Annotated in this window: 16 protein-coding genes and 1 pseudogene; 9 read left to right on the forward strand and 8 right to left on the reverse strand. The window is 60.0% G+C overall.

Annotated elements, in window-relative coordinates; translation table 11 throughout:
• Positions 1 to 29: 29 nt before the first annotated feature.
• Together AB4N76_RS01175 and AB4N76_RS01180 are read right to left on the reverse strand one after the other, a co-directional pair.
• Positions 30 to 209: pseudogene (locus AB4N76_RS01175) on the reverse strand (aldo/keto reductase); the annotation flags it as partial.
• A gap of 146 nt (positions 210 to 355) precedes the next feature.
• Positions 356 to 724 carry a DUF6124 family protein gene (locus AB4N76_RS01180; protein WP_077432001.1) on the reverse strand — a complete coding sequence of 123 codons (369 nt, stop codon included), beginning with the start codon at positions 722 to 724 and terminating at the stop codon, positions 356 to 358.
• Positions 725 to 1123: 399 nt separating this feature from the next.
• Between AB4N76_RS01180 and AB4N76_RS01185 the strand changes: the two genes are divergently transcribed.
• The gene (locus AB4N76_RS01185) at positions 1124 to 2053 is read left to right on the forward strand and encodes a LysR substrate-binding domain-containing protein (RefSeq protein WP_046031460.1); all 930 of its coding nucleotides are present in this window, start codon (positions 1124 to 1126) and stop codon (positions 2051 to 2053) included.
• Here the strand turns inward: AB4N76_RS01185 and AB4N76_RS01190 are convergent.
• Entirely contained in the window at positions 1965 to 2561 is a 597-nt protein-coding gene (locus AB4N76_RS01190; RefSeq protein ID WP_046031461.1) for a DinB family protein, read from the reverse strand. The genes AB4N76_RS01185 and AB4N76_RS01190 overlap by 89 nt on opposite strands.
• 598 nt (positions 2562 to 3159) lie before the next feature.
• On the opposite strand from AB4N76_RS01190, the gene AB4N76_RS01195 reads away from it, so the two are divergent.
• From AB4N76_RS01195 to AB4N76_RS01220, 6 genes are all read left to right on the forward strand, one after another.
• Positions 3160 to 3444 (forward strand): hypothetical protein, encoded by a 285-nt coding sequence (locus AB4N76_RS01195; protein WP_046031462.1) that lies wholly within the window; start codon positions 3160 to 3162, stop codon positions 3442 to 3444.
• A 284-nt stretch (positions 3445 to 3728) separates the two neighbouring features.
• The gene (gene mgtA / locus AB4N76_RS01200) at positions 3729 to 6449 is read left to right on the forward strand and encodes a magnesium-translocating P-type ATPase (protein WP_460163996.1); all 2721 of its coding nucleotides are present in this window, start codon (positions 3729 to 3731) and stop codon (positions 6447 to 6449) included.
• A 201-nt stretch (positions 6450 to 6650) separates the two neighbouring features.
• A complete protein-coding gene (locus tag AB4N76_RS01205; RefSeq protein ID WP_046031464.1) occupies positions 6651 to 8306 on the forward strand; it encodes a Na/Pi cotransporter family protein in 1656 nt (551 codons plus the stop codon).
• On the forward strand, positions 8294 to 8647 hold the full coding sequence (locus AB4N76_RS01210; RefSeq protein ID WP_046031465.1) for a DUF2493 domain-containing protein: 354 nt from the start codon (positions 8294 to 8296) through the stop codon (positions 8645 to 8647). The genes AB4N76_RS01205 and AB4N76_RS01210 overlap by 13 nt, the downstream gene beginning before the upstream one ends.
• A gap of 184 nt (positions 8648 to 8831) precedes the next feature.
• On the forward strand, positions 8832 to 9584 hold the full coding sequence (locus AB4N76_RS01215; RefSeq protein WP_077432000.1) for a hypothetical protein: 753 nt from the start codon (positions 8832 to 8834) through the stop codon (positions 9582 to 9584).
• Positions 9585 to 9671: 87 nt separating this feature from the next.
• Entirely contained in the window at positions 9672 to 9989 is a 318-nt protein-coding gene (locus AB4N76_RS01220) for a DUF2388 domain-containing protein (RefSeq protein ID WP_046031467.1), read from the forward strand.
• Positions 9990 to 10045: 56 nt separating this feature from the next.
• On the opposite strand, the gene AB4N76_RS01225 is transcribed toward AB4N76_RS01220, so the two are convergent.
• Together AB4N76_RS01225 and AB4N76_RS01230 are read right to left on the reverse strand one after the other, a co-directional pair.
• Positions 10046 to 10975, reverse strand: coding sequence for a pyridoxal-phosphate dependent enzyme (locus AB4N76_RS01225; protein ID WP_460163997.1), 930 nt, complete (start codon positions 10973 to 10975; stop codon positions 10046 to 10048).
• Positions 10976 to 11040: 65 nt separating this feature from the next.
• Positions 11041 to 11832 carry an SDR family NAD(P)-dependent oxidoreductase gene (locus AB4N76_RS01230; protein ID WP_460163998.1) on the reverse strand — a complete coding sequence of 264 codons (792 nt, stop codon included), beginning with the start codon at positions 11830 to 11832 and terminating at the stop codon, positions 11041 to 11043.
• A gap of 124 nt (positions 11833 to 11956) precedes the next feature.
• Here AB4N76_RS01230 and AB4N76_RS01235 point away from each other — a divergent pair, with 124 nt between their 5' ends.
• A complete protein-coding gene (locus tag AB4N76_RS01235) occupies positions 11957 to 12904 on the forward strand; it encodes a GlxA family transcriptional regulator (protein WP_077431998.1) in 948 nt (315 codons plus the stop codon).
• Between the two features lie 52 nt (positions 12905 to 12956).
• Positions 12957 to 13616 (forward strand): methyltransferase family protein, encoded by a 660-nt coding sequence (locus tag AB4N76_RS01240; RefSeq protein WP_046031815.1) that lies wholly within the window; start codon positions 12957 to 12959, stop codon positions 13614 to 13616.
• Between the two features lie 46 nt (positions 13617 to 13662).
• Here AB4N76_RS01240 and AB4N76_RS01245 read toward each other — a convergent pair whose 3' ends face one another.
• The 3 genes from AB4N76_RS01245 to AB4N76_RS01255 form a co-directional block, all read right to left on the reverse strand.
• Positions 13663 to 14331 (reverse strand): HAD-IA family hydrolase, encoded by a 669-nt coding sequence (locus AB4N76_RS01245; protein WP_109786182.1) that lies wholly within the window; start codon positions 14329 to 14331, stop codon positions 13663 to 13665.
• A 91-nt stretch (positions 14332 to 14422) separates the two neighbouring features.
• Positions 14423 to 14830, reverse strand: coding sequence for a response regulator (locus AB4N76_RS01250; RefSeq protein ID WP_460163999.1), 408 nt, complete (start codon positions 14828 to 14830; stop codon positions 14423 to 14425).
• Between the two features lie 235 nt (positions 14831 to 15065).
• Positions 15066 to 15335: a pentapeptide MXKDX repeat protein gene (locus AB4N76_RS01255; protein ID WP_460164000.1), complete on the reverse strand. Its 270-nt coding sequence runs from the start codon at positions 15333 to 15335 to the stop codon at positions 15066 to 15068.
• Between the last annotated feature and the right edge of the window lie 25 nt (positions 15336 to 15360).

Genomic DNA, 15360 nt, shown 5'->3' on the forward strand with positions numbered 1-15360 from the left:
AATGGCGCGCGGTCGGCCACCCGTTTGGCCTCGCGCACCACCGGCCAAAATGCCCGAACTGTAAGGACCACCGACCACGATCTCGACGTTCTGTGCCAACGCGACGTCCATAAGACATTGAAGGCACGATCATGGCCCAGAAGAGTGTAGCGACCCGCCAGCAGGAAGCCGTCGGGTTGGGCATCGGTCAGATCAAGGGTCAGTTCGCAAGAGCCAAGGGCGGCTTAAGGCGAGAGGATCGTTCCCACGCTCTGCGTGGGAATGCCTAAAGGGGCGCTCCGCGTTCCAGCTTTAAAATGGGACGCGGAGCGTCCCGGGCTGCATTCCCACGCAGAGCGTGGGAACGATCTGTGCGTTAAGCATTTTGCGGGTCGACGTTATCCAGCATCCGGTTCACCGCCAGTTCACCCAGCATGACGGAGTGTTGAATGCCCAACAGGGTGTGACGCTGCGGGCCGCTTAACTGCCCCGCGAAATCGCTCAACATGACGCTCGCGGACGCCAACGTCTCACAGGCGTTCACCAGCAACGTTTCGTTATCGGTGTCGGGGCCGACGAAGTAGATGGTGCTGGGTTTACGTGGGGTGTCTTTGGGGATGACCGGTTTGAGGTAGTAATCGAGGGCGCGGTCGGCGGCGGTATTGAGTTTTTTGGAATCGGTGGATTCGTAGGGGGAAACGTCGTCGGTGACGGTTTCGGGTGGGTTAGGTGTGATCTTGAACACAGTGAAACTCCTTGATTGGCGGAGCCGCCACCGTTCGCGGTCAAACGATAAGGTGGCAGCTGTACGCGGGTTGACCGACCGGAAATCAAGGAATCCGGCACACCCGAAGGTGTCCCGCGCACAGCCACCGCAAAAAGCCTGACACTTTTCTTGGACACTGATACGCCTTGATCGAATCGGACGGTCAAATCCGGTCGCTGAATTGGCAGCGACCCGCAAACAGTAAAGTCCCGGCCCAAGGCGCACAAGCCGGCGGATTCTGGCGCAGTCGTAGGTAACGGCGCAAGGATGTGTAGCCTCGCAGAGTGTCTGGAGATGTGTGTTAAACATCGGCGTTTATTAGCGCGGTCAGGTTTGATGCTTTACTGAACAAACCCTCAAATCCCTGCGAGCCTCCCCATGAACCGCAACGACTTGCGCCGCGTGGACATGAACCTGTTGGTGATTTTCGAAACGCTGATGTTCGAGAAAAACCTGACCCGCGCCGCGGAGAAACTGTTCCTCGGCCAACCCGCCGTCAGCGCCTCGCTGGCCAAGTTGCGCGATCTGTTCGACGACCCGTTACTGGTGCGCAACGGCCGTTCCCTGGAACCCACCCCACGGGCGCTGGCGATTCTCAAGGAGTTACAGCCGGCAATGGACACCATTTCCGGCGCGGTCAGCCGCGCCAAGGATTTCGACCCGTCCACCAGCCGTGATGTGTTCCGCATCGGCTTATCCGACGACGCTGAGTTCGGCCTGTTTCCGCCGCTGCTCAAGCAAATTCGCGAAGAGGCGCAGAACGTTGTGGTGGTGGTGCGACGCGTGAATTTTCTGCTGATGTCGTCGATGCTCGCCAGCGGCGAGATTTCTGTCGGGATCAGTTACACCACGGAGTTGCCGGCCAACGCCAAGCGCAAAAAGTTGCGCGACCTGAGCGTGAAGATCCTGCGCGGCGATGACCGCCCGGGCCCGCTGACGCTGGATGAATTCTGCGAGCGCCCCCATGCATTGGTGTCGTTTTCCGGGGATTTGAGTGGGGCCATCGACAACGACCTGGCGCGTATCGGACGTTCACGGCGGGTCGTGCTGGCGGTGCCGCAATTCGCCGGTTTGCGCTCGTTGCTGGCCGGCACCGATATGCTCGCCTCGGTGCCGGATTATGCCGCGTGTGCATTGATCGAAGGCAGCAGCCAATTGCGGGCCGATGACCCGCCGTTCGACATCGTGTTGTCCGAGCTGTCCATGGTCTGGAACGGCGTCAACGATAACGATCCGGCAGAACGCTGGTTGCGCTCGAAAATTGCACAGCACATGTCGGCTCCACTGCCGGGGCATGCAGCGACTTGAAAGCGGTCGGCTGGGTCTCGCGCAGGTACACCGGCAAGTCCGTGACCGGCGGCATGGCCGGTATCTCGAAGTACATCTGGATCACCCAGCCACGGTGATAGCTGGCGTGGTTGACCACATGCATCAGCATCGCGCCGGCGCTCATGGTGCCGCTTTCGCCCGATACAAACGTAAATTCGAAGGGTTTATCCAGCGATGCATCGGTCTGGCGTTCGCTCCAGTCGCAGTACCAGTGATCGATCTCCCGTTGCGCCCTGCGCAGCTCGGCAAGGTCGGCATGCAACAGATCGTGTGAGGTTTTGAAACCGTGCCCTCGGCCTTCGAGGTGAGCCTGCCAGATGCAGTCCACGACGTAGATGTGGTTCAGGGTGCCGATCATGTTTTTGAATACCGACACTCGCTCTTTGCTGACCTCGCCCGCCGGCAATGCCGCCAGGCTGTCAAAGAGGCGCTGGTCGGCCCAGTTTTTGTAATCGGCAAGCATGCGGGCCGTGCGTACGTTGATCATCAGAGGTCTCCCATGGTGATGGGCGCACTGCAAAGCATAGCCCTGATGGCGGGCCGCATCACAAACGCTGATAACCGGCGCCTGCGCAAAGCAACTTCTGTAGCAACTGGCGAAGCCTGCGTCGGCCGGTCCGCGCTCGGGCGCAGTGGTCGCCAACTCACACACTGGGTTCCATCAGACAAATCGCACGTGCAGGATTTACGACTGCTGCGCAGCCGGACGCAGCCTCGCAGGCTCGGCAGCTGCTACACGATTGTGTAAGCAGTTAGATAAAGACAACTCACTGTCATTTAGCTGAACCACTAATTAAGTTTGTCGCTATTTCCACTCAATGCACTATTAATCGGGCATTTAAGGTTGACGTATCCAACGTCCCTGAGTAAATTGCCCGGGCCTTCGACGAAGGCCTTTTTTCAACTCACAAAAGAATCCAATGGACACAGTATCTAGTCGCTGTCGGGTTACTGCGAAACTGCAGAATCTGGCACACAACCCAGAAAATGACGGGACTCGACTTTTCGGTCGGGTGAGCTGCGCTAGAGCTTGATGCTCCACCGTAACTTGCCTCACCGGCGTCAGTCCGGTCCAGAGGCATGTTATGAACTTCAACACCACTGTAATGCCCGGCGTACGCGCCTTTGCTTTGACCATGCGGGTCAAGCCCTGCCGTGAGCGCACCACCGCAAACCGCGCCATTGCGCCCTATTGCGCACCTTCTTCCCAAGCCAAGGCACACCCGCGTGCCAACTGGCGCGTCTGCCCGATGACCGGTCGGCTCGTGCAGCGCTGGAACCTGGACGACAGCCAGGAACCACCGAGTCGGCGCTACGTGCGCCGCTCCCCCCGGCTGAATCCGAGCCTCGGGGCCCGCTCCGCCCATTGATTTGAAGGCACTTTAAAGTCCTTCTTCTAACGGTTTTCTTATCATGAAGACCGGCAGCTTCTTATTGCCTTTTAAAACTTTAGTTAATCGGAGTTAGTTATGGACGAAGCCAGTAGACGGTTCGCTGCCTATCACTTCCCTATTGATAGCCAGCGAACGTTAAAACAAAAAAACAACACTTCTGACATCGATCGCTTGTTTGCGGCTCGACATACGTTCGCTCGCCTCTAGTTCGGCGAGTTGGCTGTGTGTCGTGCCGCAAGACAGCGGCAGGAGCACACGCAATGACCACAGTAAAAACTCCGAAGACCCGCACCAAAGGTGCCAGCAACGACAACGCAAAGCTGTCGATGCGCGCTGCACGAGAAGCCCAGAACGGCCTGGCCGTCACCCTCGCCAACCTCAATGCAACCACTGACGGCCTGACCGAGCTGGAAGCCGAAGGGCGGCTGGCACGCGGGGGCTACAACGAAGTGGCCCACGACAAGCCGCCCCACGCCCTCCTCCAACTGCTCAAAGCCCTGAACAATCCCTTCATCTATGTATTGCTGACTCTGGCCGGCATCAGCTTTTTCACCGACTACTGGCTGCCAATCAGCCAGGGTGAAAGCGACGAAGCCGACCTGACCAAGGTCATTATCATCATGACCATGGTCACCTTGAGCAGCCTGTTGCGCTTCTGGCAGGAATACCGCTCCGCTAAATCCGCCGAAACCCTGAAAGCCATGGTACGCACCACCGCGACTGTGCTGCGGCGCGGGCAACGCGGCAGCCGTGCGACGCTGCGTGAAGTGCCGATGCGCGAGTTGGTGGCCGGCGACATTGTGCAACTCAGCGCCGGTGACATGATCCCGGCAGACATCCGCCTGATCGAATCACGCGACCTGTTCATCAGCCAGGCCGTGCTCACCGGTGAAGCCTTGCCGGTGGAGAAATACGACACGCTGGGCAACGTCGCGCAGAAATGCGCGACCGGCAACGCTGCCGATCAGTCGAACCTGCTGGACCTGCCGAACATCTGCTTCATGGGCACTAACGTGGTCAGCGGCACCGCCAAAGCCGTGGTGGTCGCGACCGGTTCGCGCACCTATTTCGGCTCGCTGGCCAAAGCCATTGTCGGTTCACGGGTACAAACGGCGTTCGACCGAGGGGTGAGCAGCGTCAGCTGGCTGCTGATCCGCTTCATGCTGGTGATGGTGCCGATCGTGTTCCTGCTCAACGGTTTTTCCAAGGGCGACTGGAGCGACGCGTTGATGTTTGCATTGGCCGTCGCGGTCGGCCTGACCCCGGAAATGCTGCCGATGATTGTCAGCGCCAACCTGGCCAAAGGCGCCATGGCCATGGCCAAGCGCAAGGTGGTGGTCAAGCGCCTCAACGCGATCCAGAACCTCGGTTCAATGGACGTGCTGTGCACGGACAAGACCGGCACCCTGACCCAGGACAAGATCATCCTTGAGCACCACGTCGACAGCCATGGCCGGCGCGACGATGCGATCCTGGAACTGGCGTGGCTCAACAGCCATCACCAGAGCGGTCTGAAAAACCTGATGGACCAGGCGGTGGTGCAGTTCGCCAACAGCAACCCGAAGTTCCGTGTGCCATTCGCCTACAGCAAGGTCGATGAGTTGCCGTTCGACTTCGTCCGCCGGCGCCTGTCGATCGTCGTCAAGGACAGCCACGACGATCATTTGATGGTGTGCAAGGGTGCGGTCGAGGAGATGCTGAGCATTTCCAGCCACCTGCATGAAAACGGCGCGGTGGTCGCACTCGACGAACAACGTCGCAAAGACCTGTTGAGCCTGGCCAACGAATACAACGAGGACGGTTTCCGCGTATTGCTGGTCGCCACCCGCGAGATTCCCAAGGCGCAGAGCAAAAACCAGTACACCACTCAGGACGAACATGGTCTGGTGATTCGCGGCTTCCTGACCTTCCTCGATCCACCGAAGGAAACCGCTGGCCCGGCGATTGCGGCACTGCGGGACATGGGCGTGACCGTCAAGGTGCTGACCGGCGACAACGCCGTGGTGACGTGCAAGATCTGCCGCGAAGTCGGTCTGGAGCCTGGCACACCGCTGCTCGGTCACGACATCGAGACCATGGACGATACCACCCTCAAGTTGCGCGTCGAAGAACGCACGGTGTTTGCCAAGTTGACGCCGCTGCAAAAGTCGCGGGTGCTCAAGGCGCTGCAATCGAACGGTCACACCGTGGGCTTCCTCGGCGACGGCATCAACGATGCCCCTGCCCTGCGTGATGCCGATGTCGGTATTTCGGTGGACAGCGGCACTGACATCGCCAAGGAATCGGCCGACATCATTCTGTTGGAAAAGAGCCTGATGGTGCTCGAAGAAGGCGTGCTCAAAGGCCGCGAAACCTTCGGCAACATCATGAAGTACCTGAACATGACCGCCAGTTCCAACTTCGGCAACGTGTTCTCGGTGCTGGTGGCCAGTGCGTTCATTCCATTCTTGCCGATGCTGTCGATTCATCTGCTGCTGCAAAACCTCATGTACGACATCTCTCAGTTGGCGCTGCCGTGGGACAAGATGGACAAGGAGTTCCTGAGCAAACCACGCAAGTGGGACGCGAAGAACATCGGCCGTTTCATGCTGTGGATCGGGCCGACCTCGTCGGTGTTCGACATCACCACGTTTGCGCTGATGTGGTACGTGTTCGCCGCCAATAGCGTGGAGATGCAGGGCCTGTTCCAGTCCGGCTGGTTCATCGAAGGGCTGCTGTCCCAGACGCTGGTGGTGCACATGTTGCGCACGCAGAAGATTCCGTTCTTCCAGAGCACGGCCGCATTGCCGGTGATCCTGATGACCGGACTGGTGATGGTACTGGGCATCTACATTCCGTTTTCGCCACTGGGCACGCTGGTCGGTTTGCAGCCGTTGCCATGGGCGTACTTCCCTTGGCTGGTGGGCACCTTGCTCAGCTACTGCGTCTTCGCGCAGGTCATGAAAACAATCTACATCCGCCGCTTCAAGCAGTGGTTCTGATCGCCTGAACACCCTGTAGTGAGAGGCCTTTCCCACAGGGATTGAACAGCACAATCCCTGTGGGAGCGGGCTTGCCCGTGATAGCGATTTGTCAGTCGACATCAATGTTGGCTGACCCGCCCTCATCGCGGGCAAGCCCGCTCCCACAGGTTTTCCGTTCGGGCCTTCAATAAATGAAACAGCAAAAAAGGGAGAGTCCTGATGTCGGGAACGACTCTACTGATCAACCTCGCAGGCGCCATCGCACTGTTACTGTGGGGCACTCACATGATTTCTTCGGCGTTGCTGCGTGGCTTTGGCTCGCCACTGCGCCAATGGCTGGGGCAAAACCTGAGCAACCGCTGGATGGCGTTGCTGTCGGGGATCGGCATCACCGGCCTTCTGCAAAGCAGCACCGCGGTCAGCTTGATGGCGACGTCGTTTACGGCGGCCGGCACCCTCGCGCTGGCCCCGGCGCTGGCGGTGATGCTGGGCGCCAATATCGGTTCGACCCTGGTGGTGCAACTGCTCAGCCTCGACGTGTCGATACTCACGCCACTGGCGTTGCTGACGGGGCTGATCGTTTTTCGCCTGCGCGATGACTCACGCTATGAAAGCGTCGGCTGTGCGCTGATCGGCCTGGGGCTGATGCTGCTGGCCCTGCACATGCTCGGCTCGACCCTGGCGCACGTCGAAAGCACGCCAGTCTTCCAAGTGATGATGCAAAGCCTCGACGGCGACGTGCTGATTGCCTTGCTGGTGGCGCTGATTCTCACCTGGTTCTGCCATTCAAGCGTCGCAGTGGTGTTGCTGATCGTCTCGCTGGCGGCGACCGGCATGCTGTCGGCCACCACGCTGGTAGCGTTGGTGATGGGTGTGAACATTGGAGGTGCGTTGCCGCCGGTAATCAACGCCGGATCGAGCGTCGGTCGACGCCTGCCGCTGGGCAATCTGCTCGTGCGGCTGCTGGGTGCGCTGGCGGTGTTGCCGTTTGCCGGTTTGCTGGCCGAGACGAATCTGAACCCGTCGACGCTGGTCGTGGTCGTGCACAGCGGTTTTAACGTGCTGCTGGCGCTGGTATTCATCGGCCTGACCGACGTACTCGCCAACGCCCTGACCCGGCTGCTGCCGGAACCGGTGCGGGATGTCGACCCCGGGATGCCGCACTACCTCGATGAAGCCGGCCTGGAAGTGGCCAACATCGGCCTGTCCAACGCCGCCCGCGAAGCGCTGCGCATGGCCGATATGTTCTCGGCGATGCTCGGGCGCCTGTTGCAGCTGTTCCACACATCGGCGCCGACCGGTGTCGACGAGGTGCGACGCATCGATCAATCCCTGGACCTGCTCAGTGCGGCGATTCGCGCCTACCTGGCCGACATCGGCAAAGAAGGCATCAGTGACGGCGACGCCGATCGCGCCCAGGAAATCCTGTTGTTCGTGATCAACCTCGAACACGCGGCGGACATTCTTTCCAGCAGCCTCGCGCAGTTGGCCATGCGCCGGGTGCGCCGTGGGGAACAGTTCACCGCATTCGAACTGTCCAGTATTGCCCCGTTGCACGATGCGTTGATGGAGAGTCTGAGCCTGGCGATCACCGTGTTTTTGCGCGAAGACATCACCACCGCGCATCAACTGATCAAGCGCAAGGACGCCGTGAGGCAACTCGAAGCACAGGCCAGCCGCGAGCACTTTCGCAATTTGCAGGAGGACAAAAACACCTGGGCCGAATCCGGCGACATCTTCCAGCGCGTGCTGCGCGATTACCGTCGCGTGCACCACCACATCGCCGCCCTCGCCTATCCGCTGCTCGAACGCGCCGGTGAGCGGGCCATCGAGAATAACGACTTGGCGAAGGACACCCCGACATGCGCCTGCTGATCTGCGCGGGGCGCCATTACGCCGACACCCGCCAGTGCCGACGGGTACTCGACGCCTTTCAACGCGTGCACCCCGTGCGTGTGTTGATTCATGGCGGCAACCAGCACCTGGGCGGTGTCATCGAAGAGTGGGCACGGGAACAGGGCATCGACATCGTGCGCTACCCGCCCAACTGGCAACGCCACGGCAAGTCCGCGGAACGCGTGCGCAACCGCTTCATGTTGCTCGATAGCCGAGCGGACGTGGTGATCGCCCTGCCCGGCGGCGAAGACACCGAAGAACTGATCATCCAGGCCGGTTTGGCAGGCCTGCAATCCTTATCGGTCGCTTCCTCGCTGTAGCAGCTGTCGAGCTTGCGAGGCTGCGTCCGGCGGCGCAGCCGTCGTAAACCCTGCGCACATTTTTTCCTGACACGCCGCATTCCCTGATTTCACGACGGCTGCGCCGCCGGACGCAGCCTCGCAAGCTCGACAGCTGCTTCAGGGCTGATCTGTTCATTCCAACGAAATTATCGAGATAAACCTCATGCAAAAATTCACGTCCTTTGTACGCGATCTCCCCCCAGCCCAAGGCCGGTCGCTGCGGCGCAATCTGTTGTTTGTCGGGATCACCCTGAGTGTGCTCGGGTGCCTGACGATGATCTCTCACGCCAACGCCGCCGGTGGCGCTTATGTGGTGGACGACGCCGGGATCAATGCGCCCGGTGAATGCAACATCGACGCCTGGTACCAGAACGGTCGGCACACGTCTTCCAGCACGAGTACCTTGTCGCAGGACTGTACGTTCAAATCACTGCCCACCGTGCAGTTCGGCGCGGTGTTGCAGCACAGCCACGATGACGCGCAAACGCAGGTGAGCCCGCAGTTCAAGGCTCAATTATTCGCCAGCGAAAACCTGGGTCTTGAATGGGCGCTGGCGGGCTCGGCGCACATTGCCTTGAATCGGGCGCACGCCTTCGACGGCGGCGAACTGAACCTGCCACTCACCTACCAACCGTTCGAAACGCTGCGCCTGAACCTCAATGCCGGCTGGGCTCACGCTTATGACGACGGCGAGCAAAACCATCGCTGGACCTGGGGCACCGGCGTTGAATACGACGTGGCCCGCGCCCTCACGCTGATCGCCGAACGCTTTGGCCAGCAAGGCGCGCAGCAGGCGTGGCAGGCTGGGCCGAGGTTTCATGTGGGCGAGCGCCTCGACATCGATCTGGTGGCGGGACGCAACCTGACGGGGGAACGTGACCAGTGGCTGACCACGGGAGCAACGCTGCGGTTTTGAACGATATCGCGTGACAAAGGAACTCCTGGCGATCGCCAGGCATCCTAAACTATGAGGTACTTCCCAATTGCTTCAGAGGACACTGTCATGCGCCGTCTGATTATCATCTCCTCCCTGATGCTGTGTTTACCCTTCGGCTCGGCTATGGCCAAAGTGGATGCGGAAGATGTAGCCACTTCGGCCGGGGTATCTGCCTCGCTGTACTCGACGTTCAAAGACGACAAGCTGCTGATTCCCGCCCGGGATGACGCCTCCAGCTTCGTTGCCAGTGGCGGTGCAATTCGCGGCGTATATCTGGAGTCGGTGCTGAAGAAAATCCGCCAGGACAATCCCGGCCTGAACGCCAGCGACGAAGACCTGGCTCGCGCCATCCTGATTCAGGAAGGCGATGCTGCCGGCCAATGAAGTGAAGGCCAATAAATAGTGGTGGGGCTTGCGACAGCTGGATAGCGTTTGCAGCCCTACTTCGCTTTCCCGGTGGACAAACGCGCCCATCCGGCCACTAACTGCGCACTGATACTTACCCCGCCGCACACCACAATGACCACATCGTGCGCATCTGCGATGGCGCTATGGTTCAGGTATGCCACCGCCAATGACACACCACAGGCCGGTTCCACTAACTGGCGCAGATCACTGGCGAATCGAACCACGCCCATGATGGCGTTCTCATCGCTGAGCACCACGCACTGGTGAGGGAAATCGCGCAGGTGCTGCACTGGCCAGGCTGCGACCTGCGCCGCACCCAGCGATGTCGCCACGGTATCGATGCGCGGCAATCGAACCGGATGCCCAACCTTCATGGCGGCCGCGAACGAGGCCGCTCCCTCGGTTTCGCAAGCAACGATCCGACAGTCCGTGCGGCCATGGCGAATCAGCCCCGTGAGGATTCCCGCCAGCAAACCACCGCCGCCCACCGACGTCACCATCACATCAACCTGAGGACACACCTCAAGCACCTCATCGACCAGGGTGCTGTGCCCCTCCCACAACAGCGGGTGATCGAAAGCCGGCACGTATTCGGTGTCCGCATCCTGCGACAGTTCTTTGGCCCGTTGATTGGCCTCGTCCCAGACCTTGCCGTAAACAATCACCTCGGCACCGGTTTTCTTGATCCGGTTGCGGGTCGATTCAGGGGTGGTGTGCGGCACGACAATGCAGGCGCTCAGTCCGAGGCTGGCGGCAGCAACAGCGGTGGCAAAACCGGCATTGCCGCCCGAAGGACAAATAACTCGATGTTTGCCCTGGGCCTTGGCCCAACTGCACAGAAGCCCCATGCCACGCAGCTTGAACGAACCGCTGGGTTGCAGGTTTTCCATCTTGAGCCAGATCCGCCGGGTCGGCGTCGACAGCCCCGGGTGCAAGATCAACGGTGTCCGGATGTGCAGCATCGCGGGTCTCCCAAAGGTGAACCCTACTTATCCAAGCTTAGTTCACCCAGCCCGCCGCCCCCCTTTTAGCGATAACGCGGTGCGGCGCTGGCGTTGCCAAACAACCCCGAAAGGGTCTGGCGCTGCGCTTCGTAACGGTCCCATTGTTCGCCGTCGTGCAGACTCGGGATGGTCACCACTTCGCCTTTCGCCAGGCCCGCCAGTGCGGCGTCGACCATGTCGGGCGCCGACATCACGATCTCTTGCGGCAGGTTTTCCACCGGGTTGCCCGCCTCACTCCAGAAGTCGGTGGCCGTCGCGCCAGGCAATACCGCCTGAACACGAATGCCCTTATCCGCCAGCTCGCGGTGCATTGATTGGCTCAGGCCCAGCACAAAGGCCTTGGTCGCGCCATACACGCCGTTGAGGATTTCCGGCGCGATGGCCACGATCGATGAGATGTTGATCACGGTGCCCGTGCCACGGGCGACAAAGCCAGGCACCACCGCATAGGCCAGCCGCATCAGCGCAGTGACGTTGAGGGTGATCATGTCTTCCATCTCGTCGACCGGGCTGCCCAACAATGGCATCACTGCGCCAACGCCGGCGTTGTTGACCAACAGGGTGATGCTGGCGTCATTACGCAGAATCTCCTCGACCCGCAGCACATCGGCTTTGACTTTCAGATCAGCGGCGACCACTTCCACCGCGCGCCCGGTTTCGTTGCTCAGGTGGTTCGCCAGTGCGTTCAGTTTGCTCTGGCTGCGGGCGACCAGAATCAGGTCGTAACCCTGCCGGGTGAGACGGTCGGCATACACCGCGCCGATGCCCGAAGAAGCGCCAGTGATCAGTGCGGTGCCTTTGGATGAGAGAGCCATGTCGGATTTCCTTCACAGTGAGGCGATCAGTTCGCCGGGTGTGAACCGTTATAAAGGGTCTTACACTTGTCTCAAATGACGTTTAAAGTACGTTTTTCGGACATATTCATTTGAGGGTCCTGCGATGACTGCCGTGGCATTTGTGGTGTTCGAGGGTTTCCAGTCCATGGCGCTGGCGGCCATGCCAGTGTTCGAGTACGCCAACTTCAGCGCCGGTGAGCCGCTGTATGAGGTCAGTGTGATCTCGCAGGACGGCAGCACGTTACGCGCCTCCGGAGGCTTGAACGTCGGGACCCAGGCGTTCGATGAGCGAGTCTTCGACACCGTCATCGTGGTGGGCGGCGATGCCATCGTCGAACAGGCACCCGAAGGTGTATTGACCTGGCTGCGCGACCGGGTGAACACCACCAGGCGCATGGCGTCGATCTGTTCAGGGGCATTCGTGCTGGCCCAGGCCGGTTTGCTCGATGGACGACGGGCCACCACTCACTGGGCCTATGCCCGGGAGCTGCAAGCGCGATTTCCGTTGATCAAAGTGGAAGAAGACCGCATCTACGTGGTTGACGGCTCGATCTGGAGCTCGGCCGGCATGACCGCCGGCATCGACCTGGCACTGGCCATGGTCGAAAAAGATCATGGCGCCGAACTGGCGCGCTCTGTGGCGCAGAAGTTGGTGATGTATCAGCGCCGCGCAGGGGGCCAGTCCCAGCATTCGGCCCTGCTGGAACTGGAACCGAAATCCGACCGGATTCAAACCGTTCTCGGCTATGCCCGCGAACACCTGGCCTCGCCTCTGTCGGTGGAGCAACTGGCAGACGTGGCGCGCTTGAGCCCTCGACAATTCAGCCGCAGTTTTCGCGCCGAGACCGGGCAGACGCCGGCCAAGGCCATCGAAAACCTGCGCCTGGAGGCGGCACGGCAGATGCTCGAACGCGGGCGTCTGAGTCTCGATCAAATCGCCAGCGAGGCCGGTTTCACTGACCGTCGCCGCATGCGTGAAGCCTTTCTTCGGGCATTCGGCCAACCGCCGCAGGTCATTCGGCGCAATGCCAGGTCCGAGTTGAACGCGTGAGCAGCCCCCGGCCTCTAAACTGAATGGGGCAATGGCTCATCACGAGGTGCTCATGAAAATTTCGCCCAGGCTGGCATTCTTCGCCATCGCCGGCACCCTTGCCTACCTCGGTCTCGCGGTGTGGGGCATGGGCGGGTTGGCCGCGTTTTTCGCCCATGCGCCATTGGTGGTGGTTGCCTTGGCGACCTTGGTGATGACCGTGGCTTCGCTGTTCACCGAGGTCAATCTGAGTTCCGGTGAACGGGAGGACCGTGCCAATCGCTGGGTGCTTCCGGCATTCGGGGTGATCGGCATACTCAGCGGCTTTCTGCCGGCGTACACCGACCGAATCGACTTCTGGACCTTCGGCGGTGAAGGCCTGCGCTGGATCGGCGCGCTGCTGTTCATCGCAGGTGGCGCCCTGCGGATGTGGCCCGTGTTTGTGCTGGGCAAACGATTCAGCGGGCTGGTGGCAATTCAACCGGGGCATACGCTGGTCACCGACGGGATTTATCGTAGTCTGCGCAACCCCAGTTACCTGGGGATGCTGGTCATCGCCTTGGGTTGGGCGCTGGCGTTTCGTTCAGGTGCCGGCCTGCTGTTGGCCGCATTGACGGTGATTCCGCTGATTGCCCGGATTCACGCGGAAGAGGCGTTGTTGAGGGCACAGTTTGGGCACGAATATGAGGCGTATTGCGCCCACACCTGGCGCTTGGTTCCCGGTGTGTACTAGTCACTGCGCAGCTCCATTGCAGGAGCGAGCAGGCTCACTCCTACAATTAGATTTGGTTGAGGCGCAGAGAGTGGTCGGGATCGACCGCTGCGGTGACTGACTGATAGCTGGCCAATGTCGCATGCGCCGTCTGAATCGGATGTGCGTGCGTCTCGGTGATGATGACCAAATCAGCCCCGGCCGCTTCTGCCGCCCGTATCCCCACGCTGGCATCTTCGAAGATCAGGCATTCCGTCACCTCGACATCCAGCCGTTTCGCCGCCAATCGATAACCCGCCGGATCGGGTTTACCCGCGCTGACATCCTCCGCAGTCACCATCACGTCAGGTACGGGAATCCCCGCGGCCGCGATCCGGCGCAAGGCCAGCGCTCGGGGTGCGGAGGTCACGATTGCCCATTGATTGGCGGGCAAGGATTGCAGGAATGCCGCCGCGCCGCGGACCTCGACAATTCCCTCCACGTCCTCGATTTCCGCCTCGGTAATCCACGCCGCTTCCGCCTGCGCATCGACGCCCGGCAATCCCTGGCGATTGATGGTGTCGATAGCGCGGACGCCGTGAATGGTCGGCAGGAAAGACTCGACATCCACCCCGTGGCGCAAGGCCCAGATCGTCCAGATCCGCTCGGCGGCAGCGATAGAGTTAAGGACCGTGCCGTCCATATCGAACAGGAAAGCGCGGTAAGGCGTGTTGAATACGGATGGATGAGCAGACAAGGATAAGCTTCCTCTCGCAAGTGGCCAGGCAGGTAGTACCAGGCAATGTAGCATTTACCAGCGAGACGGGCTCGTGCGGCGCAGTAACGTTTCAGCCAGCAGGTTTGGACTTCAAGGCACCATCGACACAGTCCAGCAATTGACCGATCGCCCAGGGTTTTTTAATGAACGAGACCGAATGTTTTACGCCTGAGCTTTGCGGGGTTTCGAAGCCGGACATGATCATGATCGGCTTGTCAGGCCAGCGGTCGCCGAACTGATTGGCCAGGTCCGCGCCATTGAGGGTGCCCGGCATGGTGATGTCGGTAAGCAACAGGCAAACGTCATTCGCATGCTGCTCCAGATACATCGAAGCGGCATCCGCACTGATCTGAGGCTCGACCACAAACCCTTCGTCCTGAAGAATTTCGCAAAGAAACGCCAGGATCAGCGGATCGTCCTCGACCACAAGAATCAACCCACCCGAAGGTTTCGCGTCGACCGTTGATACTGGTCCCATGACATTGCCACTCCCTGAATGCATCTATGATTTCGCGAGCTAAATGCGCTACCTATCAAGTATGAGCAGCCAGCTCGGCGGAAATTCATTTTTGATACATCGGGGCGACGAAATCAGGCGTCCTGCAAAATCAGAGCAGCCCCCTTCTCTGTCATCAACGCCCTTGTTTGTAGTGATGTCATGCCCTGCACGAACCTGTGGGAACAAGCGCCCACAGGGATCGAGAGGAACTGGATTACTGAGAAGTAGCGTCCTTCTTCATCGCATCTTTGCTCATGCTGTCCTTGGACATTGCATCCTTGGGCATGCTGTCTTTCTTCATCGTGTCCTTGGCCATGGCGTCCTTTTTCATCGCTGAATCTTTTTTCATCGTGTCTTTGGACATGGCATCTTTGGACATCGAGTCCTTGCTCATGGTGTCGTTGCTCATGGTGTCAGCAGCGAATACAGAGGCGGCACCTACGGCCAGGCACATGGACAGTACGGCGGTGGCTAACTTTTTCATGATGAACTCCTTGAAGCACAGGTTG

The organism is Pseudomonas sp. S2_F03 (assembly GCF_054668335.1).

Bases quoted from the DNA above. Each gene is read 5' to 3' on its own strand.
- AB4N76_RS01185 (WP_046031460.1), top strand. From the start codon at position 1,124: ATGAACCGCAACGACTTGCGCCGCGTGGACATGAACCTGTTGGTGATT.
- AB4N76_RS01190 (WP_046031461.1), bottom strand. From the start codon at position 2,561: ATGATCAACGTACGCACGGCCCGCATGCTTGCCGATTACAAAAACTGG.
- AB4N76_RS01195 (WP_046031462.1), top strand. From the start codon at position 3,160: ATGAACTTCAACACCACTGTAATGCCCGGCGTACGCGCCTTTGCTTTG.
- mgtA (WP_460163996.1), top strand. From the start codon at position 3,729: ATGACCACAGTAAAAACTCCGAAGACCCGCACCAAAGGTGCCAGCAAC.
- AB4N76_RS01205 (WP_046031464.1), top strand. From the start codon at position 6,651: ATGTCGGGAACGACTCTACTGATCAACCTCGCAGGCGCCATCGCACTG.
- AB4N76_RS01210 (WP_046031465.1), top strand. From the start codon at position 8,294: ATGCGCCTGCTGATCTGCGCGGGGCGCCATTACGCCGACACCCGCCAG.
- AB4N76_RS01215 (WP_077432000.1), top strand. From the start codon at position 8,832: ATGCAAAAATTCACGTCCTTTGTACGCGATCTCCCCCCAGCCCAAGGC.
- AB4N76_RS01220 (WP_046031467.1), top strand. From the start codon at position 9,672: ATGCGCCGTCTGATTATCATCTCCTCCCTGATGCTGTGTTTACCCTTC.
- AB4N76_RS01225 (WP_460163997.1), bottom strand. From the start codon at position 10,975: ATGCTGCACATCCGGACACCGTTGATCTTGCACCCGGGGCTGTCGACG.
- AB4N76_RS01230 (WP_460163998.1), bottom strand. From the start codon at position 11,832: ATGGCTCTCTCATCCAAAGGCACCGCACTGATCACTGGCGCTTCTTCG.
- AB4N76_RS01235 (WP_077431998.1), top strand. From the start codon at position 11,957: ATGACTGCCGTGGCATTTGTGGTGTTCGAGGGTTTCCAGTCCATGGCG.
- AB4N76_RS01240 (WP_046031815.1), top strand. From the start codon at position 12,957: ATGAAAATTTCGCCCAGGCTGGCATTCTTCGCCATCGCCGGCACCCTT.
- AB4N76_RS01250 (WP_460163999.1), bottom strand. From the start codon at position 14,830: ATGGGACCAGTATCAACGGTCGACGCGAAACCTTCGGGTGGGTTGATT.
- AB4N76_RS01255 (WP_460164000.1), bottom strand. From the start codon at position 15,335: ATGAAAAAGTTAGCCACCGCCGTACTGTCCATGTGCCTGGCCGTAGGT.